The sequence below is a fragment of the Streptosporangium sp. NPDC053982 genome, assembly GCF_055585205.1.
The window spans coordinates 462,989-484,966 of sequence record NZ_JBVJKQ010000003.1; the positions used below are offsets into that span (position 1 = coordinate 462,989).

General features: G+C 73.3%; 25 protein-coding genes. 4 read left to right on the top strand and 21 right to left on the bottom strand.

Annotated features, from left to right (window positions below):
• Nucleotides 1–7: 7 nt before the first annotated feature.
• The 11 genes from ACZ6W9_RS07380 to ACZ6W9_RS07430 all read right to left on the bottom strand — a co-directional run bounded on the left by ACZ6W9_RS07380 (nt 8) and on the right by ACZ6W9_RS07430 (nt 7,314).
• Nucleotides 8–358, bottom strand: coding sequence for a DUF3703 domain-containing protein (locus tag ACZ6W9_RS07380; RefSeq protein WP_389955292.1), 351 nt, complete (start codon nt 356–358; stop codon nt 8–10).
• The gene (locus tag ACZ6W9_RS07385) at nt 355–1,221 is read right to left on the bottom strand and encodes a cation efflux transmembrane domain-containing protein (protein ID WP_389955294.1); all 867 of its coding nucleotides are present in this window, start codon (nt 1,219–1,221) and stop codon (nt 355–357) included. The genes ACZ6W9_RS07380 and ACZ6W9_RS07385 overlap by 4 nt, the downstream gene beginning before the upstream one ends.
• Nucleotides 1,218–1,562, bottom strand: coding sequence for an ArsR/SmtB family transcription factor (locus ACZ6W9_RS07390; protein ID WP_389955297.1), 345 nt, complete (start codon nt 1,560–1,562; stop codon nt 1,218–1,220). The genes ACZ6W9_RS07385 and ACZ6W9_RS07390 overlap by 4 nt, the downstream gene beginning before the upstream one ends.
• 152 nt (nt 1,563–1,714) lie before the next feature.
• The gene (locus ACZ6W9_RS07395; RefSeq protein WP_470116884.1) at nt 1,715–2,371 is read right to left on the bottom strand and encodes a response regulator; all 657 of its coding nucleotides are present in this window, start codon (nt 2,369–2,371) and stop codon (nt 1,715–1,717) included.
• Nucleotides 2,368–3,486 carry a sensor histidine kinase gene (locus ACZ6W9_RS07400; protein ID WP_389955303.1) on the bottom strand — a complete coding sequence of 373 codons (1,119 nt, stop codon included), beginning with the start codon at nt 3,484–3,486 and terminating at the stop codon, nt 2,368–2,370. Before ACZ6W9_RS07400 ends, ACZ6W9_RS07395 begins: the two co-directional genes overlap by 4 nt.
• Entirely contained in the window at nt 3,450–4,052 is a 603-nt protein-coding gene (locus tag ACZ6W9_RS07405) for a DUF998 domain-containing protein (protein ID WP_389955306.1), read from the bottom strand. The genes ACZ6W9_RS07400 and ACZ6W9_RS07405 overlap by 37 nt, the downstream gene beginning before the upstream one ends.
• A gap of 185 nt (nt 4,053–4,237) precedes the next feature.
• Nucleotides 4,238–4,612, bottom strand: a complete 375-nt coding sequence (locus ACZ6W9_RS07410) for a VOC family protein (protein ID WP_389955309.1) — start codon at nt 4,610–4,612, stop codon at nt 4,238–4,240.
• A 131-nt stretch (nt 4,613–4,743) separates the two neighbouring features.
• The gene (locus ACZ6W9_RS07415) at nt 4,744–5,226 is read right to left on the bottom strand and encodes an SRPBCC family protein (RefSeq protein WP_389955311.1); all 483 of its coding nucleotides are present in this window, start codon (nt 5,224–5,226) and stop codon (nt 4,744–4,746) included.
• Nucleotides 5,223–5,600 carry an ArsR/SmtB family transcription factor gene (locus ACZ6W9_RS07420; RefSeq protein WP_389955313.1) on the bottom strand — a complete coding sequence of 126 codons (378 nt, stop codon included), beginning with the start codon at nt 5,598–5,600 and terminating at the stop codon, nt 5,223–5,225. The genes ACZ6W9_RS07415 and ACZ6W9_RS07420 overlap by 4 nt, the downstream gene beginning before the upstream one ends.
• Nucleotides 5,601–5,713: 113 nt before the next feature.
• Nucleotides 5,714–6,349: a DUF47 domain-containing protein gene (locus ACZ6W9_RS07425; RefSeq protein WP_389955315.1), complete on the bottom strand. Its 636-nt coding sequence runs from the start codon at nt 6,347–6,349 to the stop codon at nt 5,714–5,716.
• Complete coding sequence (locus tag ACZ6W9_RS07430; RefSeq protein ID WP_389955318.1) at nt 6,346–7,314, bottom strand: inorganic phosphate transporter; 969 nt, start codon at nt 7,312–7,314, stop codon at nt 6,346–6,348. The genes ACZ6W9_RS07425 and ACZ6W9_RS07430 overlap by 4 nt, the downstream gene beginning before the upstream one ends.
• Before the next feature lie 293 nt (nt 7,315–7,607).
• On the opposite strand from ACZ6W9_RS07430, the gene ACZ6W9_RS07435 reads away from it, so the two are divergent.
• The 3 genes from ACZ6W9_RS07435 (at nt 7,608) to ACZ6W9_RS07445 (ending at nt 10,129) form a co-directional block, all read left to right on the top strand.
• Nucleotides 7,608–8,453: a class I SAM-dependent methyltransferase gene (locus ACZ6W9_RS07435; protein WP_389955321.1), complete on the top strand. Its 846-nt coding sequence runs from the start codon at nt 7,608–7,610 to the stop codon at nt 8,451–8,453.
• A gap of 49 nt (nt 8,454–8,502) precedes the next feature.
• Nucleotides 8,503–9,150, top strand: a complete 648-nt coding sequence (locus tag ACZ6W9_RS07440; RefSeq protein ID WP_470116885.1) for a TetR/AcrR family transcriptional regulator — start codon at nt 8,503–8,505, stop codon at nt 9,148–9,150.
• Between the two features lie 274 nt (nt 9,151–9,424).
• A complete protein-coding gene (locus tag ACZ6W9_RS07445) occupies nt 9,425–10,129 on the top strand; it encodes a hypothetical protein (RefSeq protein ID WP_389955326.1) in 705 nt (234 codons plus the stop codon).
• Here ACZ6W9_RS07445 and ACZ6W9_RS07450 read toward each other — a convergent pair.
• The 10 genes from ACZ6W9_RS07450 to ACZ6W9_RS07495 form a co-directional block, all read right to left on the bottom strand.
• Nucleotides 10,069–10,758, bottom strand: coding sequence for a response regulator (locus ACZ6W9_RS07450; RefSeq protein WP_389955328.1), 690 nt, complete (start codon nt 10,756–10,758; stop codon nt 10,069–10,071). The two genes, ACZ6W9_RS07445 and ACZ6W9_RS07450, sit on opposite strands and share 61 nt — an antisense overlap.
• 114 nt (nt 10,759–10,872) lie before the next feature.
• Entirely contained in the window at nt 10,873–12,069 is a 1,197-nt protein-coding gene (locus ACZ6W9_RS07455; RefSeq protein WP_389955331.1) for a sensor histidine kinase, read from the bottom strand.
• An 80-nt stretch (nt 12,070–12,149) separates the two neighbouring features.
• Nucleotides 12,150–13,751 (bottom strand): serine/threonine-protein kinase, encoded by a 1,602-nt coding sequence (locus ACZ6W9_RS07460; protein ID WP_470116886.1) that lies wholly within the window; start codon nt 13,749–13,751, stop codon nt 12,150–12,152.
• A 5-nt stretch (nt 13,752–13,756) separates the two neighbouring features.
• On the bottom strand, nt 13,757–15,394 hold the full coding sequence (locus ACZ6W9_RS07465; protein WP_470116887.1) for a hypothetical protein: 1,638 nt from the start codon (nt 15,392–15,394) through the stop codon (nt 13,757–13,759).
• 131 nt (nt 15,395–15,525) lie between these two features.
• Nucleotides 15,526–16,122 (bottom strand): Uma2 family endonuclease, encoded by a 597-nt coding sequence (locus ACZ6W9_RS07470; protein ID WP_389955339.1) that lies wholly within the window; start codon nt 16,120–16,122, stop codon nt 15,526–15,528.
• Nucleotides 16,123–16,161: 39 nt separating this feature from the next.
• On the bottom strand, nt 16,162–16,839 hold the full coding sequence (locus tag ACZ6W9_RS07475; RefSeq protein WP_389955342.1) for an adenosylcobinamide amidohydrolase: 678 nt from the start codon (nt 16,837–16,839) through the stop codon (nt 16,162–16,164).
• Nucleotides 16,830–17,723, bottom strand: a complete 894-nt coding sequence (locus ACZ6W9_RS07480) for an ABC transporter ATP-binding protein (protein ID WP_389955345.1) — start codon at nt 17,721–17,723, stop codon at nt 16,830–16,832. Before ACZ6W9_RS07480 ends, ACZ6W9_RS07475 begins: the two co-directional genes overlap by 10 nt.
• On the bottom strand, nt 17,720–18,793 hold the full coding sequence (locus tag ACZ6W9_RS07485; RefSeq protein WP_389956306.1) for a FecCD family ABC transporter permease: 1,074 nt from the start codon (nt 18,791–18,793) through the stop codon (nt 17,720–17,722). Before ACZ6W9_RS07485 ends, ACZ6W9_RS07480 begins: the two co-directional genes overlap by 4 nt.
• A 51-nt stretch (nt 18,794–18,844) precedes the next feature.
• Nucleotides 18,845–19,807, bottom strand: a complete 963-nt coding sequence (locus tag ACZ6W9_RS07490; protein WP_389955348.1) for an ABC transporter substrate-binding protein — start codon at nt 19,805–19,807, stop codon at nt 18,845–18,847.
• 341 nt (nt 19,808–20,148) lie between these two features.
• Nucleotides 20,149–21,009, bottom strand: coding sequence for a Gfo/Idh/MocA family protein (locus ACZ6W9_RS07495; RefSeq protein WP_362928651.1), 861 nt, complete (start codon nt 21,007–21,009; stop codon nt 20,149–20,151).
• Between the two features lie 267 nt (nt 21,010–21,276).
• Between ACZ6W9_RS07495 and ACZ6W9_RS07500 the strand changes: the two genes are divergently transcribed.
• Nucleotides 21,277–21,858 (top strand): histidine phosphatase family protein, encoded by a 582-nt coding sequence (locus ACZ6W9_RS07500; protein WP_362928649.1) that lies wholly within the window; start codon nt 21,277–21,279, stop codon nt 21,856–21,858.
• Nucleotides 21,859–21,978 lie beyond the last annotated feature (120 nt).

Below are 21,978 nucleotides of genomic sequence, written 5' to 3' on the forward strand. Positions count from 1 at the left end.
GCCGCCTTCACCAGGCCTGAAGCAGCTCGGCCAGGTCGGCGGGCACGGGCATGGGCCGCGTCAGGCCGACGCCGGCCCGGCCGGTGTTGCCCTCCGGATAGCGGCCCAGCGCGGAGCCGGGGGCGGCCACGATGACGCGGATCACCTGGCCGAGGGCTTCGCGCCGGTCGCGCTGGACGACGGCCAGGGCGAACATGGCGACGTGGTTGCGGGTGTGCGGCCAGGGCCAGGGCTGGGAGAGGATGTGCGCACGTTCCAGATGCCGCCAGCGCAGACCGGGGTCGGCGGCGTCGCGGGCGGCGCGCATCTCGGCGCGGTAGGCGGCGCGGACCCGGGCGGGCATCGGACGGCCGATCACGAGAGGGTCTCCTTCGTCTGAGGCGTCCGAGGTGTCTGAGGCGCCTGAGGCGTCTGAGATGCTTGGGCCGCTTGGGGCTTTTCACCCGGTGTGCCCGGCGCGCAGCAGCCGTCCGCGCAGTGCCGTTCCGCCCGTCCCGCCGGTTCCGGCCCGCCGGTGGCGGCGACGGGTACGCAGCAGGTCTCCCCGCGCCAGGTCTCGCGGCCCTCCTTGACCGCGACGGCGGCGATGACCAGGGCAGCGATCGGGTCGGCCCAGGACCAGCCGAACAGGCTGTTGAGCGCGAGCCCGGCCAGCAGTACGGCGGACAGGTAGGTGCAGAGCAGAGTCTGCTTGGAGTCGGCGACGGCGGAGGCGGAGCCGAGCTCGCGGCCGGCGCGGCGCTGGGCGGCCGACAGGAACGGCATGACCAGCAGCGACACGGCGGCCAGCACCAGGCCGGGGGTGGAGTGCCCGGCCTGGCCGCCGACGCCCAGCAGGGCGCGGGCGGCGTCGTAGGCGACGTAGGCGGCCAGCGCGAAGAACGAGACCGCGATGACGCGCAGCGCGGTCCTCTCCCGCCGCTCGTGGTCGGCGGCGGAGAACTGCCAGGCGACGGCGGCGGCGGAGGCGACCTCGATGATCGAGTCCAGACCGAAGCCGATCAGGGCTGCGGAGGAGGCCACGGTGCCGGCGGTGATGGCGACGGCGGCCTCGATCACGTTGTAGGTGATGGTGGCGGCGACCAGGAGCCGGATGCGGCGTCGCAGCGCGGCGCGGCGGGCCGGGGACGGCCCGATGCCGAGCCCGAGCCCGAGCCCGGGAACGGGAACGGTACGGGGACCAGGCCCGAGACCACGGCCGGGACCGAGATCGGCGGTCATCGGCAGCAGCCCTTCTCGGCGGCGTCGGCGCAGGTGCGGTCGGCGTCGGCGGCCACCGCGACCACGGCGGCGCGCAGGTCGTCCAGGGCGTGGCCGAATCGGGGGTCGGCCAGCTCGTAGCGGGTGCGGCGGCCGACGGGGACCGCGACGACGAGGCCGCAGTCGCGCAGGCAGGCCAGGTGGTTCGACAGCCGGGTGCGGGAGACGCCGAGGAGGTCGGCCAGTTCGGCGGGGTGCGCCGGGGCCTCACGCAGGGCGAGGAGGACGCGGCAGCGGATCGGGTCGGCCAGGGCGCGTCCGAACCTGGCGAGCACCTCGATCTCGGGGGCTACGGTCAGCATGACCCGACAGTACACAAATACCTGAATTCAGAAAACCCTGTACTCGGAGTACGACGGTCTCGTGCACGGCGGAGATCCCCGGTCCCGGACGCGGCCGGAGGTCACCGCGCGGGACGGGGCAGGCCGACGACCCCGCTCACGCCGGAAGGCGGTCACTCCAGCCCTGGGCGGACCAGTCCGCTCTCGTACGCGAGGATGACGAGCTGGACCCGGTCGCGCACGCCCAGCTTGGCCAGCGACCGGGTGATGTGGGTCTTGGCCGTGAGCGGGCTGATCACCAGCCGGTCGGCGATCTGCTCGTTGGACAGCCCTCGCGCCACCAGCCGGACCACCTCGCGCTCGCGGTCGGTCAGCGCCTCCAGCGCGTGGTCGTCGGCGGCGGCGGGGTTCCCGGTGAACCGTTCGACGACCCGCCGGGTCACCCCGGGCGACAGCAGCGACTCCCCCGCCGCGACCACCTCGATCGCGCGTCGCAGGTCGGCCGGCAGGACCTCCTTGGTGAGGAATCCGCTGGCTCCGGCGCGCAACGCGGCGAACACGTGGTCGTCGGTGTCGAACGTGGTCAGGATGACGATCCGGGTGCCGGGCAGTTCGGCGAGGATACGGCGGGTCGCCTCGATGCCGTCCATGCCGGGCATCCGGATGTCCATGAGGACCACGTCGGGCCGCGTCGCACGCGCCGTTCGCACGGCCTCGTCGCCGGTGGCGGCCTCCCCCGTCACGACGACCCCTCTGGTACGGCGCAGCAGGCTGCGGAATCCGGCACGGACGAGAGCCTGGTCATCGGCCAGCAGCACACTGATCGTCATGACTGCAAGCCTGCCCTGACGGGAATGCGGGCGTGTACGGCCAGCCCTCGCGAACCGGTGATCGTCAGCGTTCCGCCGAGAGCGGTGATCCGTTCCCGCATGCCGGTGAGACCGTTGCCTTCGGTGATCGGACCGGCCACCCGGCCGTCGTCCTCGACGAGCACGGTGACGTGTTCCGGCGTGCAGGTCAGCCGTACCGAGACATGGGCGCATCCGGCGTGTTTGATGGCGTTGGTGAGTGCCTCCTGGATCACCCGATAGGCGGTTACGGCCGGGACGGCGGGAACGCTCCCCGGGTCGCCGTCCTCGGTGAGGCTCACGGTCAGCCCGGTCGCGCGGGCCTGCTCGACCAGGGCGGCGACGGAGGCGAGATCGGACACGGGCACGCCACAGGAGTCGTCCCTGCGGAGCAGGGCGACGAGGGAGCGCAGGTCCGTCATGGCCTCGGCGCGTACGGCCTGCGCGGTCCGCAGGGCCTCGGCCGCCTCCTCGGGGTCATCGTGCAGCGCGTCGGCGGCGACGTTGATGTGCACGCCGACGACGGCCAGCGTGTGGGCGACGATGTCGTGCAGTTCCCGGGAGATGTCCAGTCGCTGCTCGGCGAGACGGCGCCGGGCCTCCACCTCGAGTCGGGCCTCGTGCTCGGCCCGCCACTGCCGCTGACGGTGACGGACCCGCGCCACGGCCAGGACCAGTGCGAGCCAGAGCGCCTCGGTGCCGGTCGAGGCGATGGTCCCCGTGAACGCCTTCGAGGCGACCACCGAGTCCCAGACGTGGCCGTACGCCAACGTGAAGACCCCGACCCCGGCGGCCAGGCGGGTCCGGCCCGCGTCGGCCGCCGTGTGGAAGGCGACGGTGAGCGGCCATATCCAGCCGCCCTCGAACAGCCCGGCGCCCCGGCAACCGATCAGGACCACCGCGGAGGCCAGCAGGGCCTGCACCGGCCACCGCTTGCCGACCGGCACCAGTCCGGCCAATACCACCGCCAGCGGCACCGTGCCGCTCCAGGTCACCGAGCCGGCGAACAGGGCGGACCCGGCGACGGTGGCGATCGCGGTGAGAAGGGCGAGCAGCGTGTTCATCGGCTCGGCGACCGTCGTGGAGCGTGCGGACACACCGCGGCGAGGCACATCCAGGCCAGGTCGGCCGCAACGACGAAGCGCTCGGTCAGGCCGATCAGCGGGGGCAGCACACGGAATGCCATGACGTCCACGAGAGTGATCACAAACAGGATCATCCCTGTCACCACCGCCACCGCGACAGGGCGTAGAGGCAGCGGCGTCCCGGCGTTCCTCCGCCATCGCCTGGTCAGGATCACCACCGCCACCGTGAACACGGCCAGTCCCGTCCAGGCGGCCAGACCGTGCACCGTCTCCGAGATCGACGGGTGGTCCCAGTTGCCCGGCGGGTCCGCGGGGAAGATCGCGGCCACCGACAGGCAGGCCGCCCAGGAGCCGAGCAGCCATTTCCCGGCGCGGTCGGGCACCCCCACCGCGAGGGCGCCGGCGGTGACGGCGAAACCGAACAGGCCCACGGTGACCAGCCAGCCGTGCTGGGTGTTGACGAAACGGCTCACCGTCTCGCCGATCGGGCTCATCTCGCGGTTGACCACATCGGAGAGGGCGAAGGCGAGGGCGCACGTGCCGGCTCCGCCCAGGATGATCGGCTTCATCGGAATCATGGCGGAAAACTACGGAACCCGCGGGGTGCGGCGCGTCGTATCAAACGAGACACCCGGCCATGCACCAGATGGTGTACCTCGTACATCCGACGGTTCACCCGCCACCGTGAAAAGATCATGTGTGCGGCCTGGCGTCCGGCGCCGGCCCGGCAAGAGCAGCCGGGAAGGCGGGTCGGCGGCTCCCGTCAGGAGACGGACTCCTGGAGGACCCAGCCGTTGCCGTCCGGGTCGTCGAAGGTCTTCCACCGCCCCCACGGGGACTGCTGGATCTCCGTCTCGTTGAAGGCGAGACCGCGGCGCTCCAGGTCGGCCATCGTGGCCTCCAATCCGTCGCACGTCAGCACGAGACCCTTGAGGGATCCGGGCGGCATGGTCGGGAACCACGTGGTCAGGGTGATCTTGGTGGTGGCGCCCGGCGGGCACAGCATCACCCAGCGCGTTCCGTCGCCGAACGGGTTGTCCGCCAGCTCGGCGAAGCCGAGGACGCCGGTGTAGAAGTCCTTGGCCCGGCCCTGGTCGGCGACCGGGACGGAGACGACATCGAGATCGGTGAGTGCCATTTCCCTGTTCCCTTCTCTGCTTTAGCTGCGTTCCGTTCGTCTTCCCGCCGCCTTCGCGTCTCCCCCGTCCGGTCCGGGCTCCGGACCCGGACGGTTCGTGGCCCCCGCACGGCGAGTCGAGCCGTACCGTGTCAGTCACTCTCGGCACGGCGCCGCGGCCAGGGGGCGGACCCGTCGCGCGGCGGCGACTCCGGCGGGCCGTCCGGACGATCGAGCCAGGCGGGCAGTCCCTCGCGGAGCATGTCGCGGAAGCCGCTCCGGAGGAGGCGGCGGGTGAGCGCCCCTCCCAGGCCGTGGAAGCCGACCTGATGCAACCGGAGCCGCGTGGACCGGTCGCCGAGCTCGGTCAGTGTGAAGGTGAGCGTGGTCTCGATCGGCCCGCCTTCCCAGGACCACACCATCCGGCAGGGCGCCTTCAGCTCCAGCACCCGGCAGCGGACCGTGCCGTCGAAGCCGGGCGCCGGGCGTGTCCGGAAGGTGAACCGGTGCCCGACCTCGGGGACGAAGTCGTTGGGCATCAGCCACGCGGCGAGCGCCCGCGACGAGGTCAGCGCCTCCCAGACGTGCCGGATCGGATGTGGGTACACCTCGGACAGGTCGATGTCGGCCTTCATCGCTCTCCTTCGGAACCGTTCATCGCTCCCCCGGGACGGTCCAGGTAGTCGCCCAGCGTTCTCAGGCGTGCACGCCAGAAGCGCTCCAGCTCGTCCAGCCAGTCCCGCAGGGGCTCGAAGCCCGCCGGGTCCAGCCCGTAACGCCGATGGCGGCCCTCCGCGCGGACGGTCACCAGGCCCGCCTCCCGCAGCACCTTCAGGTGCTGGGAGACCGCGGCCTGGCTCAGCTCCAGCCCCTCCACCAGCTCGTTCACGGCGTGCTCGCGCTCCGCGAGCCGTTCGAGCAGATGACGACGGGTGGGGTCGGCCAGGGCGGCGAACCGGTCCGCCGGCTCCCCGGCCTCCTTGCGCGGGCGCCCTCCCCTCGTCGTCACGACGATCATTTTCATCGGTTTTTACTTATATGTCAATGCGGGAACGGCGAGAGGCGCCGGGACGAAGCCGTGGGAGCGTCCGGCATCGCACATCCGGGCGACCGGGCGGCGGGTCAGCGTTTCATCGCGCCGTCGGCGATGGCGTCGGCGGCGTCGCCGATGGCCACGCCGACGATCTCCAGGCGGCGGACCAGCTCGCGTTCCTTCATCGCCTCGGCGGTCAGCTTCCCGGAGAAGATGCGCGAGATCTCGTACTGGTACATCCTGCGGATCGCGCCGCCGGCCTTCTTCGCCTCCAGGGCGCTCTCGATCACCGCCGACGGCCTGGCGGACAGGCCGGTCACCGCGTTCTCCAGCGCCTCGATGCCGACGATCACCTGGTCGAGCAGCGGCGAGAAGCGGATCTGGTCGGGCACGCGGTACAGGTGCGACTCGCGGACGAAGTCGCGCAGCGAGTCGAGCACGTCGTCGATGGATCGCGACAGCCGGTACAGGTCCTCCCGGTCGATGGGGGTGACGAGGGCGTCGGTCAGCTCCTCCACGAGCCGGCGGCGCTCCTCGTCGCCCAGGTGCTCGATGGCGCGCATCCGCTCGTGCGCGCCGGTCCTGCCGACCTCTCCCCCGATCATGGACAGGGCCAGCCAGGCGCCCTTCTTGGTGGCCTCCAGCTGGCCGATCAGCGCGTCGGCGAGCATGCTGTCCATCCGCCCCGTCAGCAGGTCGCGGATCCGCCGCAGTCTCCGCCTCACACCCCCGCCCCCTTCTCCGCCAGCCGTACGGCGAGCGCCACCGTCCCGGCCAGCAGCACGCCGGCGGGCAGGGTCAGGACCCAGGCGACCACGATCCTGAGCGCGGCGGGCCAGCGGACCCGGCCGCCGCCCTGGGACACGCCGGCCCCGATCAGGGCGCCCGCGATGGCCTGCGTCATGCTGACCGGCATCCCCGCCGCGGCGCAGCCGACCACCGTGACGCCGGAGGCCAGCTCGGCCGCGACGCCGTGCAGCGGCCGGGAGACGATGATCTCCCTGCTGAGCGCACGGCCGGCCCGGGGCAGGCCGTACAGCGTCCCGGCGGCGAACAGGACGGCCGCGACGGACGTGACGGGCAGCGGGGCCCGGGAGACACCCATCGCGATCATGAAGACGGAGAGCATCTTCTGCCCGTCGTTGGCCGCGTAGGCGACGCACTGCAGGGCGAACCCGGCCAGGTGCCAGCGGCGCAGGCCTCGCCGGGTGGTGAGGCCCAGCAGCAGCCGCGCCACGACCCAGGCGGCCAGCGCCCCGATGAACGGCGCGGCCAGGGCCACGGCCAGGACCAGCGCGACCGCCCCGCCGGAGACGGGCAGCCCCCAGCCGACACCGGCGCCGGTCAGGCCGCCGACGACGGCGAGCGTGAGGCTGGTCGGGCGGCCCGAGGCGCTGAGCACCGCGACGACGACCAGTGCGGCGAACACGGCGATCGTCATGGCCTGCCGGCCTCCGGGACCGCCGAACCCGCCCAGCCGGGTCACGAACGTCAGCGCCACCCGCTGGGAGGCCAGCGGCACGAGCACGAGCGCCGCCGTCAGGGCGAGGATGCCGGTCGCCGGGCGCACGCTGGGCAGTTTGAGGCCGGTCGCCAGCAGCGCGCCGCCGTCGTTCGCCCCCGACACGACCGCGAACACACACGCGGCCGCGCCCAGCACGACGGCGTCGAGCTGCACACGTCCCCCCATCCGGCCGACGGCACCGCGCCGTCTCTTCAAGCTTGCCCGACCGGGGGTTCCCCGACTCCGTTTCCAGCTGATTCCCACTCGTATCCGTGACCGGAAGCGGACATTCGGTGACGGCCGTCGGCCCGTCCGCCCCCTCCCGCGCCTCGGGCTCCCATCGCACCGGCCCCGTCCGCATCCGCGGTTGACAGGGCCCGTTTCGCCGCCTCATTATGAACGAGCGTTCATGAACGCATGTTCATAAAGATTGGAAAGCGTGCGGAGCCGCCCTGGGGCGACTCCGGAGAGGAGATCCGATGGGATCCGTCGTCAACACCCACCAGGCCGAGGCGTGGAACGGCTACGAGGGCGAGCACTGGGCCGGCAACCAGGACCGCTACGACGCCGTCAACAGCGGGTTCAACGACCACCTGCTCGGCGCGGCGGCCGTCTCCGAGGACGACCGGATCCTCGACATCGGGTGCGGCAACGGCCAGGTGACGCGCCTGGCCGCGCGGCGGGCCCCGCTCGGCCACGCCACCGGGGTGGACCTGTCGGCGCCGATGCTGAAGCGGGCGCGGGCGAGCTCCGCCGCGGAGGGCCTGGCCAACGTGACCTTCGAGCGGGGCGACGCCCAGGTCCACCCCTTCCCGGACGCCGGGTCCGACGTGGCCGTCAGCCGGTTCGGGATCATGTTCTTCGCCGACCCCGTCGCCGCGTTCGCCAACATCGGCCGCGCGCTGCGCCCCGGCGGACGGCTCGCGTTCCTCTGCCTGCGCCGGATGGAGGACAACGAGCTGGGCGAGGTCTTCGCGGCGATGGCCCGGCACCTGCCCCGGCGGCCCGCCACGACCGAGCCCGGCGGGCCGGGGCCGGAGTCGCTGGCCGAGCCGGATCACGTCCGGGACGTGCTGGCCGGCGCCGGGTTCGGGAAGGTGGATGTGACGGCCGTGGACGCCCCCCAGCACTGGGGACGCGACGCCGAGGACGCCGGGGCGTTCCTCGGCGCCTGGGGCCCGGTCCGTTTCCTGCTCGGCCAGGTCGATCCGGCCGCCGCCGGCCGTGCCCGCGAGGCGCTCGCCGAGGCGCTGCGGCCCTTCGAGCGGGACGGCGCCGTACGGCTGCGCGGCGCCGCCTGGCTGGTCACCGCCGTCCGCCCCTGACCTCGCGGGTACGGCCAAGGCTGGGGCGGCCGGACTACGATGAGGCGCGATGTCACCGAGAAAAGCGGCCGTCCTGCGGGACGGCGAGGGCGAGGCGAACCTGCGCGAGCACCTCGTCGCCACCGCCGGGCGCCTGATCTCCCGGCGTGGCACCGCCGGGCTCACCGTACGGGAGATCGCCCGCGAGGCGCGGGTCGCCGACGGCGTCCTCTACAACCACTTCGCGGGCAAGGAGGAGCTGATCGCGCTCGCCCTGCACGCGCACGTCCGCGACGTCGAGCGGGCACTGGGCGGGCTGCCGGTCAGGGCCGGCGAGGGTGACGTCGAGGCCAACCTCCGCGCCTGCGTCGCCTACGGCCTGGCCCTGCACGCGGCGTTCCTGCCCGCGTTCGCGGGGCTGTTCTCCCAGCCCGAGGTCATGCGGCTGTTCGACGCCATGCCGAACCCGCTGGGGGACGGCCACGGGCTGAAGGCGGTCCTGGCGGCCTACCTGCGCGCCGAGCAGGGTCTCGGCCGCCTGTCCCCGGACGCCTCCGCCGAAGCCGCCGCGATGCTGATCGTCGGCGCCTGCCACGAGTGGGTCCTGCCCCGCCTGCTGTTCGGCTCCGGCCCGATCCCGGCGGAGGCCCCGCCGGACTTCGCCGAGGGCGTCGTCACCACCCTCCTGCACGGCATCGCCCCACGCCCCGCCTCCTGAGGACGGGAGGGGGCGTTAGCCCGGGCGGGGGACGGCGGGTCAGCCGGGAGGCGGACGACCTGGGGCGGGACCGCGGCCTACCTTCGTCGGGACGGTCCGGGGAGAGGCCGTCGCGGGCGGCCCCGAAGGGGGGCCGGACCCCGTGACGGTCCCGGATGAAGGACCGCCGCAGGCGGCCCGGGAAGGGCCGCGAGCCCCGCACAGGCATCAGGGGCGCGGAACCGCCCCGCGGACGCGAGGGCGCGGAACGCCCCGTGAACCGCAAGGAAGACCCATGTTCAAGGACTCCGCCACGTTCCGGCGCGTCGCCTCCGGCACGCTGCTGATCGTCGCCCCCCTCCTTCAGGCGATCGCCGTCGTCATCGACCCCGGCACCTGGGGTGACAGCCGCGAGGCCGTCAGCTACGGCGACGACCCCGCGCTCGCCCAGGTCCAGTCGGTGCTGTACCACTGGGCGTACCTGCTGCTCGGCCTGGCCGCCCTCGCCCTGATGCACGTGATGCGCCGCCGCGCCGCGGTCTTCGGGCACGTCGCGGGCCCGCTGGTCGCCCTCGGCTTCGTCAACCTCTCGGGCCTGCTGCTCAGCGACCCGGTGGAGTGGTGGCTGGGCCGCCATTACACCCCCGAGGAGGCCCAGCGCATCCTGGACGAGATGATGGACCTCCCCGGCTTCGTCTTCGGCTTCCAGATGCCCTGGATCTTCCTCGCGATCTTCGGCCTGCCGGTCCTGCTGGTCGGCGTCTGGCGGTCCGGGTTCGCGCACTGGTGGGTCCCGCTCGTCGCGGGTATCGGGTACGTCTCCTCCATGCTCGTCGAGTACGGTCCCGTCACCGTGGTGCTGTGGACGGCCCCGGTGGCCGCGCTCGGCTCGCTCGGCGTGAAGATGCTCCGGATGAGCCGTGAGGAGTGGGTCTCGTACTACCCGACGGCGGCGCCGGGCCGTACCACCCCCGACTCGTACGCGAACACCACCGCCTGAGCCCGGTCGCGCAGGTGGAGCTTCATCAGCACCCGGGCCACGTGGGTCTTGACCGTGGCCTCTCCGACGAAGAGCTCGCGGGCGATCTCGGCGTTGGTCAGGCCACGGGCCAGCAGGCGCAGGACCTCCAGCTCCCGGGGGGTGAGCTCGGCGAGGCGCGGCGGCGGCGCGGGCTCGTGGCGGCCGGCGAAGGAGGCGATGACGCGGGTGGTGACGGCCGGGTCGAGCAGCGCGTCCCCGCCGACGACGACGCGGACGGCCTCCACGAGCTGCTCGGGCGGCGACACCTTGAGCAGGAAGCCGCTGGTGCCCGCGCGCAGCGCCGCGTAGAGGTTCTCGTCGGTGTCGAAGGTGGTGAGCATGACGACCTTCGGCGGGTCGGGCCATCCGAGGATCTGCCCGGCCGCGGCGAGGCCGTCCATCCGCGGCATGGAGATGTCCATCAGCACGACGTCCGGCCGGGTACGGCGGGCCACCGCGACGGCCTCCACGCCGTCGGACGCCTCACCCACCACCTCCATGCCCGGCTCGCTCTCCACGACGAGCCGCAGTCCCGTGCGCACCATCGCCTGGTCGTCGGCGATCACGATGCGGACGACGCCGGTGTCCGTTCCCTGTCCGGTGTTCATCTCCGCTCCTCATCCGGCCGCGCCGCGGCCCGCAGGGGTCGTCTGATCTTCCCGTCCGGCACGTGAACCGGTCCGCGGGCCGGTTCACGTGCCGGCCCGCCCGGCCCGCCCGGCCTATCCGGCCCGTCCACCGGCGAGCACCTCCTGCCTGACCGGCAGGGACGCGTGGACCCGGAACCCGCCCCCGGGGCGCGGGCCCGCCTCGAAGTCGCCGCCGAACAGCTCGGCGCGCTCCCGCATGCCGATCAGGCCGTTGCCGGTCGACAGGCCGGCCGACAGCTCCGGCGCGGCGGTGCCGCCGCCGTCGACCACCTCGATCTCCAGGCGGTCGCGGAGGTAGGAGAGCGTGATCCGGATGTCGGACTCGCCGGCGTGCTTGACGGCGTTGGTGAGGGCCTCCTGCGCGATGCGGTAGGCCGAGAGGTCCAGGCCCGGCGCGAGCCGTACCGGCTCGCCCGTCACGTCGAGGACGACGTCCAGGCCCGAGGAGGCGAGCGTGCCGACCATGCCGGCGAGCATGTCCAGGCCCGGCTGCGGGATGGCCTCGTCCAGCGGCATGCGCAGCGCGCCGAGCATGACGCGCAGCTCCTCGACGGCCTCGCGGCCCATCCGCTCGATGCCGAGCAGCGCCTCGCCGTCCCCGGAGCCGGTACGGCGCAGCACCCCGGCCTGCATGACCATCATGCTGACGCTGTGCGCCACCACGTCGTGCAGCTCGCGGGCGATGCGGGCCCGCTCCTCGGCGACGGCCTCGGCGGCCCGGCGCTCCCTGTCACGTTCCACACGGTCGGCGTGCTCGGCCAGGCGGCGGGCCCGCGCGGCGTAGGCGTGCACGGCCAGGCCGGTCAGGTAGGCGGCGCCGAAGACCACCGTCAGGAAGATGACCTCGTCGAAGGGGAGCCGGCGGTGGTCGACCGCGCCGGAGTCGAAGACCAGGATCCCGGCCGCGGCCCAGGCGAGGCCCCGCTTGAGGCTCAGCTCGGCGCCGACCGTGTGGAAGACGATCAGCAGGGAGGCGAGCTGCCAGGTCTGGCACGTCTCGTAGCCCTGCCGGTGCCAGACGTACTGGGCGAGGATCATCAGGATGAAGACCGCGACGGGCGCCCCGCGACGGAACCAGATCAGCAGGCCCGTGACGAGGGCCTGGCCGACCCACCACAGCTCGGGGGTCTCGGCGGCGCCGTACTCGGTCGCCACGGTGAACGCCTCCAGCGTGCCCAGCGCGATGACCGCGCAGCCGATCAGCAGGTCGGGGATGGGCACCGCGCGGAGACGCCGGGGAAGCCGGGAAAGGGGGAGGGGGACCGCCATGCGGGGAGACTAGACCGCCGCGCCCCTTCCTTCATATAGGGCGGACGGCCCGGCCAACCCGTTTGCAAGCCGCCTGCAAGTCAGAACGCCTGAAACGAGACACTTCGCACGAATCGGTCGGCAAGCGCGTCGTCGCACACGGCCGGCGCGCAGAAGTAGATCATGAGAGCCGGTTCGTCCGGACGCTCCACGGCCCACCCGGTGAAGTCCAGCCGGCCGCCGCGCTGCGGATCGGTGATCGACCCCTCCAGCCGCACGCCGGGCTGACCGCCCACCCGCACCTGGACCACCTCGGAGAACACGTTGACCGTGCCCGGCAGCGACGACTGCAGGGTCTCCTGGAGCTGCTTGGCGCTCCCCCTCGGGTCGAGCGTGTCCAGCGTCTGCGCGTAGACGCCGGCGGCGTCCCCCGGCGCGTCCTTGATGATCCGGTTGACGGCCGCCCAGTCGGCGGTGACCGGTGTGCCGAACAGCGCCCGGAAATCCTCCACCCTGGGCGAGGCCACCACGAACACGTCGGCGTGCGGACGCAGCTCCCAGCCGCCGGGATACTCGAAGGAGACCGGCACGGCGGGCGAACCCGGATAGGACGTCCACTCGTCGCCGCCGCGCATGACCACCGCCAGCGTCGCCACCAGCGCGACGATCAGCGCTATCGCCGCCACCGCGCCGACGACGATCCGCCGGCCGCCGGGCCGGGCCGCCCCGCTCCCCGTCCGGCCGCTCTCCGGAGCCCCGCTCCCCCGCCCGGACCGGTCCCCCGGCCGGTCCGCCGTCACCCCGGACCGCCCCGCCGCTCCCGCCGCCGGGGCGCCGTCCGTGACGAACCCGTACGGCCGGCCGCTGATCGCGTCGCGCAGCTCGGTGACGAACCGGGTGCAGGTGTCGTAGCGCTGCTCGGGCGACTTGGCCAGCGCCCGCGCCATGACCCCGTCCACCTCCAGGGGCAGCTCGGGCCGGAGCGCGGTGAGCGGGGTGGGGGTCTCGGCGAGGTGCGCCCACAGCAGCGCGATCTCGTTGTCGCGCTCGAACGGCAGCCGCCCCGACAGCGCCTCGTAGACCACACAGGCCAGGGCGTACTGGTCGCAGCGGCCGTCGATGCGCTCCTTGTTGATCTGCTCGGGGGCCATGTAGCGGGGCGTGCCGATGAACTGGTCGGTCTCGGTCAGCCCGGACAGCGAGGTCCGGTGCTTGGTGATGCCGAAGTCGGTGAGGTAGGCGTGGTCCCCCTCGGCGTGACCGGCGATCAGGATGTTGGCGGGCTTGACGTCGCGGTGGATCAGGTCGTGCGCGTGCGCGGTGTCCAGCGCCGCGGCGACCTGGGCGGAGATCCGGTTGACCTGGCCGACCGGCATCGGCCCCCGGTCGTAGAACAGGCGGCGCAGATCGGGCCCGTCGACGTAGCGCATCGCGATGTAGAGCGTGCCGTCGGCGGCGGCGTCGGCCTCGTAGATCGGGATGATGTTGGGGTGGTCCATGCTCGCGACCGTCCGCGACTCCAGCATGAAGCGCCGCCGGAACCGGTCGTCCTCGCTGAGCAGCGGGTTGAGGACCTTCAGCGCCACCCGGCGGTTGAGCCGGGGGTCCACGGCGAGGTAGACCACGGCCATGCCGCCCTTGCCGATGACGTCCTCGATGCGGTACCCGGCCATCTCCTGGCCGATCAGGTTTCTCTCGTTCACGCTCGTCACGTCTCACAGGGGTGGCCGCAGTAGCCGCAGAACCGGTGCGCGGGCCCCAGCCGCATGCCGCAGGCGGTGCAGTACTTCTGCGGGCCCGTCCCCGTGAAACCGCCCTCCTGCTGGGAGAGGGGGCCGGGGCCGTCCGCCGCCCCGCCGCCGGTCTCCGTGCTCCGGGTGCCCGTTCCCGCCGGACCCGCTCCGGGGTCGCGGGCGACCAGCACCGCGTCGCCGGACCGGGACGGCGTCCTGGGCAGCGGGGGGAAGGACCGGCTGACCACCACCGTGGGGTCGGCCGTCTCCCCGGACCGCCGGAACGGCGGCGGGACGGGCGTCGGCGGCCCCGCCACCTCGGTCTCCTCCCCGGCGTCCGCCCCGGCCGCGCCGGGGGCCTCCGTCCCGCCGCCGCGGCGCCAGAGCAGCAGCGCGGCGGCCAGCACCGCTACCACGAGCACCCCGCCCGCCACGAGGAACATCCACAGGGGCGGCCCGCGGTGCTCGGCGCCCGGGGACATCCGCACCTGGGCAGCGCCCTTGTCCTCGGCTGTGCCGCGCTTGGCCTGGGCCTCCTTCAGGCGGGCCGCGGCCACGGTGTGCCCCGGATACAGCTCCAGGACCCGCTGGAAGGCCGGTACGGCGTCGCCGTAGTAGCCGGTGTGGAAGCGGGTCAGCGCCTGCTCGAAGGCGGCGTCGATCGGGCCGCGCCGGGGCGTGACCCGGGCCTCGGCCAGCGCCCTGGTCACCTCGCGGACGCCGAGCATCCGGGCGTCGTCACCGCCGCCGGTCAGCAGCCCGACGACCTCGCCCTTGCGGTCCTCGATCACCGGCCCGCCGAGCAGACCCCGGTCGATGAGCGCGCCCAGCTTCTTCGGCTCGTCGGCCTTCCCCTCCGGGTCCTTGAACCGCCGGCCGCCCTCGCCCGCGCCCCCGGCGTGCAGGTGCGCGATGTCCACGGTCTCCGGCAGGTTCGCGGCGGGCCGCCCGGTGAAGCCGGCGACCGCCACCGGTGAGCCGTCCTTGTCGGGCACCGCGGCCGCCAGCGGCGCCGTGGGCATGCCGGTGCCGCCGTCGGCGCGGCCGGTCGGGACGAGCACGGCGGGCCCGTCGGGGCTGTCGGCGGTGGAGGAGATCTCCGCCTTGAACCCCTGCCGGTCGGGGGGAGAGATGTTCGGGAAGACGCGGATCTCGGTGGTCACGTCGAAGATGCAGGTCGCCGTGGGCCGCTTGGGCGGGTAGCACTCCTGCAGGTGGTGGTCGAGACGGTCGTTCTTGACGTGGTGCCGCTCGAAGTCGGCGGGGATCTTGACCTTGTGGTGGTCGGCGAAGACCTTGTTGGCCGCGTAGACCTCGACGTCCTTGGCGTTCTTGACCACCCGGGTGAGGGTGACGACGGCGCCCTCGGGGGTGACGATCGTCCCGGTGCCGGAGCCGATCGGCACCTCGTAGCTCCGCTCGACGTGGACGAGCTCGCCGATGTGGTCGAGCAGGGTGATGTCGACGTGCGCCGTCGCCTCGACGCGCACGACCGCGGGGGTCACCAGGTCGGTGATACCGCTGGGATGCTCGTGCGCCAGCGCGGGCGCCGTCGCGGCGACGGCCACGCCGAGGACGCCGATGAACACCAGAGCCGAGCCCAACCGCCGCATGGCCACTCCACAGGGGGGATAAGGACAGCCTGGCAACCGTAGAGCAGAAGTCAAGGGCACGGAAGGGATACGGAGGGAATCCACTCGATCACATTTGGGAAACCGCCCTCACCTGCCCGGAAGGACCCGGTTCAGCGGCGGGGGCGCAGGAGTGCCGCCGGGTCGAAGCTCACCTCGAAGGGGGCGGCCGGCGTCGCGGTCTCACCGGCCTCGTACCTCACCGCGGGCTTGTACTCGTCGCCGGCCAGCTCGTGGACGTGCAGGGACGGCCCGTCGCCGAGCTCGACCCGCCAGTACAGGGGGATCCCGGCGGCGGCGTAGGCCGACCGCTTCATGTGCCGGTCGCGCTTGCGGCTGGTCGGACTGACCAGCTCCACGGCCAGGAGGATGTCGTCGGGGGCGAACATGAGCTCCGTCTCCTCGACGGCCTCGGTCGGCACCACCACGAGGTCGGGGATGAAGAAGTCGCGGGGACCGACTCCAAGATTGACCTCCTGCAGCGGCTGGAACTCCGGCGGCGCGGCATCCTCAAGGATCCTCACGAGACGAAGGCTCGCGAACTGGTGCATGGGGGTGGGAGAAGGGCTCACCAGCAGGCTCCCGTCGAAGAGCTCGTAGCGGTTCCCGTCGTCGGGGAACGTCAGCAGGTCGTCGACGCTGAACGGCGGTCTTCCGCGGAGAACCGTCCGTTCGGGGGCGTGCCCTGTCGTAGGTTCTGTCGTCGCCATAGCGGTCACCTGCTCAAGTATCGGGAGTCCGGCCCTCGCTCACATGGTAGTTCCGGAAATTCCCTCACTCAGAGTGATGCTCCGGTCTCGGTCCGCCCAGTCGCGGGCGCCCCGCCGTACGGCGGAGTGGACGGCGCGGGCGACGCGGGCGCCCCAGAGGGAGCGCGGGCCGCCGAACGGCTCCTCGGGCCCGTCGTCGCGCACGGCCACGCAGACCGCGTCGGAGGCGGTGCCCGTGCAGGGGAACCCCTCCTCCACGAGCGCCTGGGTCTTGGCCTCGGTCACCGTCATGACCAGGTTGACCAGGGCGGCGTCGCTCATCGCGACCGGCACGGCCACGATGATGTTGATCGTTCCGGGCACGTGCATCGGGGCCAGCTCCGGGTCCACGGCGCCCTCGGGGGCGGCGGCCCAGGTCGGGACGCGCAGCCCCGTGGTGGCGGCCACCTCCGCTCCCCCGTCGGCGGCCCGGGTGAACCTCTCGACGGACGCGGCGGTCAGCATGCCGACGCCGCGGCCCGGCGGGGCCATCTCCAGCAGGTGCTCGATCGGGTCCATCCGCGCGTAGCCGCCCGGGACCTGGGCGTTGAGCACCCACTCCACCGGGCCGATGCCGCCGCCGACCATGGCCGAGGAGATCGCCCGCCAGCCGGGGCCGAACTCCCACAGCAGCGAGGCGAGCCGTACCCCGTCCTCGACGCGATGACTCAACCGCATCGGTCCTCCCGCCGTCCGGGTCGTTCGAGGTGGACCTGAGGCCGGCCCGAGGGGTCCGTCGCGACGCGGACGCGGGCGTCGAAGTGCTCGGCGATCAGCTCGCCGGTCAGCACCTCCGCCGGGGAGCCGGACGCGGCGACCCGGCCGGCGGCGATCAGCGTCATCGAGTCGGCGTACTGGCCGGCGACGCCCAGGTCGTGCAGGGTCGTGACCACGGTCAGCCCGTCGGCCAGCCGGAGCCGGTCGACCAGTTCCAGGACCTGCTGCTGGTGCCCCAGGTCGAGGGCGGTGGTGGGCTCGTCGAGCAGGAGCACGGGGGCCTGCTGGACCAGGGCCCTGGCGAGCACGACGCGCTGGCGCTCCCCGCCGGAGAGCCGGCCGAGCGGGCGGCGGGCCAGGGACGACAGGTCGAGGCGTTCCAGCACCGACGCGGTCGTCTCCCGGTCGCGGCGTCCCTCGCGCCCCAGGTAGGGGATGTACGGCGTGCGGCCCAGCAGGGCGTAGTCGAAGACGGTCATGTCGCCCGGCAGGGCGGGGGTCTGGGGGGCGTAGGCCAGCAGCCTCGCCCGTTCCCGGGCTTTGAGCGAGCGGACCGGCGCGCCGTCGATGAGCACCTCCCCCGAGTGGGGCAGCACCCCGGCCATCGCCTTGAGCAGCGTGGACTTGCCCGCGCCGTTGGCCCCGATGACGGCGAGCCAGCCGCCGCGCCGGATCCGCAGGCCGACGCCGGACAGCACGGTCCGCGTCTCCAGCACGACCCCGAGGTCGCGCACCTCGACACCGCTCGCCGTATCCCCGCCGTCCCCGCCGCTCCTGCCCGTCCCGCCGTCCGGGACCGGGTCACGGCGGTCCGCCGCCGGCCCGTCCGTGTCCCGGCCGCTCATGTGTCCGTCCTCTTGGTCACGCGGAGCACGGCGACGAAGAACGGCGCGCCGACGAAGGCGGTCACCACGCCGATGGGCAGCTCGGCCGGGGCGAGCACGGTCCTGGCCAGCAGGTCGGCGAGGACCAGGAAGGCGCCGCCGCCGAGCAGCGAGAGCGGGAGGACGACCCGGTAGGAACCTCCGGCGAGGCGCCGGACCGCGTGCGGGACCACGACGCCGACGAAGCCGATCAGCCCGCTGACCGCCACCGCCGAGGCGGTGGCCAGCGAGGCGGCGAGCAGTACGGTGAACCGGACCCTGGCCACGTTGAGCCCCAGGCTCGCGGCCTCGTCGTCGCCGACGGACAGGACGTCCAGCAGCCTGCCGTGCAGCAGCATGACCGCCACCGAGACCGCCGCGTACGGGGCGACCAGCGCCAGCTGACTCCAGCCTCCGCCGACGTTGCCGAGGATCCACGAGTAGATGCGCTCCAGCTCCTCGACCCGGAGCTGCTGCAGGAAGGTCTGGATGGCGGTGAGGAAGGAGGTGACGGCCACGCCCGCCAGGACGAGCGTGGCGGTTCCCCCGCCCCGGCCCGCGGCGTTGCCCAGCGCGTAGGCGAGCACGACGCCGCCGATCGCCCCGGCGAACGCGGCCGCCGGGATGGTCAGCGACTGGTCGTCGCCCCTGGTGAACACGACCGTCGCCGTGGTCGCCAGGCCGGCGCCCGCTGCGGCGCCCAGCAGGTACGGGTCGGCCAGCGGGTTGCGGAAGACGCCCTGGTAGGCGGCTCCGGCGGAGGCGAGCAGGCCGCCGACGACCGCGGCGAGCAGGACCCTGGGCAGCCGCAGTTCCCACAGCAGGCTCTGCTCGACCGGCGCCAGCCCCGGGTCGGCCGAGACGAACGGCAACCAGTCGAGCAGTTGCAGCGCCGCCTTCCCCGGCGGGATGTCGGCGGCGCCGACCAGGTACGCGGCGAGGGCGCTCGCCAGGAGCACCCCGGCCGCCGCCAGCGCCGCCGCCGGCCGGAGCCGGGCCGCGCGTCCCGGCCGTCCGGCCGGGACGCCGGGACCGTCAGGACCGTCGGGCATGTCGGGGGCTTCGCGGCTGAGGAGGCCGGAGGGGCGGGCGGAGCGGGTCACCTAGTCCGTCGCGGCCTTCTGCACGGCCTCGCCGACCTTCTCGGCGAGGTCCACGACGCGCGGCCCCCAGCGGGAGGCGATGTCGTCGTCGAGCTCGACGACCTGGCCCTTCCCGACGGCGGAGAGCTTGGACCAGCCGGGACGCTTGGCGAGGGTGGCCGCGGTCTGTGCGCAGCACTTGGTGTCGGCCAGGAACACCAGGTCGGGGTCCGCCTGGGCGACGAACTCGGCGGAGAGCTTGGGGTAGCCGCCGGCCGGGTCGGGCGCCTTGTCCGCGATGTTGGTCAGGCCGAACAGCCCGTAGACCTGGCCGAGGAACGTGCTGGACGTCACCGAGTAGGGCGTGGCGTCCAGCTCGTGGTAGTAGGTGAGGTTCTTGTCCTTGGGCGCGGCGGCGGCCAGCTCGTCGATCCGCTTGCGCATCCCGGTCACGAGCTCGTCGGCCTTGGCCTTGTTGCCGGTGGCGGCGCCGAGGTCGCCGATCTGGTCGTAGGTCTCGTCGAGCTTGGCGGCCGCGGGCTCCAGCAGGACGGGGACCTTGACCTTGGCCAGCTTGGCGACGATGCCGTCGATGTCGTTGGCGAGCACGACCAGGTCGGGCTTCTTGGCGATGATCGCCTCGGCGTTCGGCTTGAAACCCGACAGGTCGGTCTTGGGGGCCTCGGCCGGGTAGGTGGACTGGTCGTCCACCGCGATCACCTGGGGCCCGGCGCCGACGGCGAACAGGCTCTCGGTGGCGGTGGGCGACAGGGAGACGACGCGCTCGGGCTTCCTGGCGATGGTGACCGGACCGTTGCCGGCCTGGACCGTGACGGGGAACCCGGCCGCCTGGGCGGCGGGAGCGGAGCTCGCCCCCGAGGAGACCGCGGGGGACGAGGAGGACGAGGGGGAGTTCTGACCGCATCCGGCCAGGGCCAGCATGCCGAGCAGGGCACCGGCGAGAACGGGGCGTACGGGCCTCAACCGAGGTCCTTTCAGTTGCCGGAACCGAGAGACCCGCGAGAAGCGACGGATCACCCTTTTCCACGAGGGCTGACGACGTCGGCACAACGGAGGCGACCTGGCTCGGCCCCATGGGGACCATGACAGTTGCGGGACAGCGCCGGACTCACACCGGACTTCGCTACACGTTATGCGTCGGGCAAACGTTACCAATTCCCCGGGGAGCCGCGACATGGGACCCTCGGACCGGCCTCCCCCGCCCGGCCGCAGGACCCACGCCGTCGACCTTCCCTCACCCGGCCACGCCTCGCGCCGCCCGGAGGACTCCCCCGGCGGGGTCGCGCGCCGCGGCGCCGGACCCGTCAGGCGTGGGTGAGCTGCTCCTCCGCCGCCGCGATGATCTCCTGAAGACGCAGGCCGTGGGCGGCGTCGAGGGGGTGGCCGCCCCCGCCGCGGACGGCCTCGGCGAACTCCGCGAGCATCACCGAGAAGACGTCGGAGCCGAGCCGGTCGCCGTTCATGGCCTCCGTGCCCAGCTTGCCGTAGACCTCGACGGCGGCCGGCGGCTTGTCGCCCGGCACGCTCATGCACAGCGACGCCTCGCTGACCGCGCCGCCCTCGTGCTCCAGCAGCAGGCCGACCCAGCCCCGTGGGTTGCCGTGGGCGCGGACCGCGGTGACCCGGCCGAGCGCGGCGTCCAGCATGTCGATCATGTGCGGGCCGACGTCGAGGATCGCGCCGCGCTCCAGCCGCCAGGGGCTGGTGAAACCGCTGCCGAGCAGCGCGCCGGAGATGTGGGCCGCCCGGCCGCCGAAGGGCTCGATCGCCGAGACCCGGGCCAGGAACGCCCTGGTAGCCGGCGAATAACGCCAGGTGAGGACCATCTGGGAGGGCACCCCGGCCTCGGCGACCGCGTCCGCCAGCCGCCGGGCCCCCTCCAGGTCGGCCGCGAGGGGCTTCTCCAGCAGCAGCGCCTTGCCCTCCTTGGCGGCGCGCACGCCCAGCTCGGCCTGTACGGCGGGCGGCACCGCGAACGCGACCGCCTCGCAGCTGTCGAACAGCTCCTCGATCCGCTCGAAGACGGGGACGCCGAACCCGGCCGCCGCTCCGGGCCGCCGCGCCCACACGCCGGTCAGGCGGGTGTGCGGTCCGGCCGACAGCATCGGCGCGTGCACCTTCTCGGCCCACGGCCCGGCACCCACCAGGCCCACAGATATCGTCACATCCCCCAGCCTCTCACGGGGTGCACCGCCGAGCGGGGGCACTCCGCCGAACCGGTCTCGACGCTCCGCCGAACCCGTCTCGACGCTCCGCCGAACCGTAGGGATCGGACGGCGGATCAACCGGATGCGGATCGACCGGACACGCAAGGACCGGGCGCGGAGGGGACCGGACGCGCGAGGACCGGACGGTCCCGCGGGGAGTGTTTCCGCCGGGCGGCAGGGGCACCCGATCGGCCGCGCCGGCCGTACCGGCATGATGGGTGACATATGAGAGAGATGTTCCTGCTACGGCACGGCGAGACGGAGTGGAGCCGGAACGGCCGCCACACCGGGCGCACGGACCTTCCGCTCACCGAGAGGGGGGAGGCCCAGGCGCGGGCGCTCGCCCGGCTGGTCGCGGAGCGGTCCTTCGACCTGGTGCTGGTCAGTCCCGCGGCGCGGGCCCGCCGTACGGCGGAGCTGGCCGGCCTCACCGACTACGAGATCGATCCCGACCTGTGGGAGTGGGACTACGGCGGGTACGAGGGGATCACCACTCCGGTGATCCGCGAGGACCGGCCCGGCTGGTACCTGTGGCGCGACGGGGTGGTCCCCGGCGACGCCGCCCATCCCGGTGAGAGCGCGGCGGAGGTCGGCGCCCGCGCCGACCGGGTGATCGGCCGTGCCCGCGCCGCCGGGGGCGAGGTGGCCCTGGTGGCCCACGGGCACTACCTGCGGGTGCTGTGCGCCCGCTGGCTGGATCTCCCTCCGACCGACGGCCGGCTCTTCCGGCTGGACACCGGCACCTACTCCCGGCTGGGCTACGAGCACGCCGAGCCGGTCGTGCTCAGCTGGAACGCCCCGCTCTAGAGCCGTGCCCGGCCGGAACGCCCCGCCGCTAGACCTGTTCTTCGCACATGGGTGAATGCTGTGCCGGCTCGCTCGGTTGGTCATGGGGCGAACCGGCGTGGTTGTGTGGGATCGACGTTC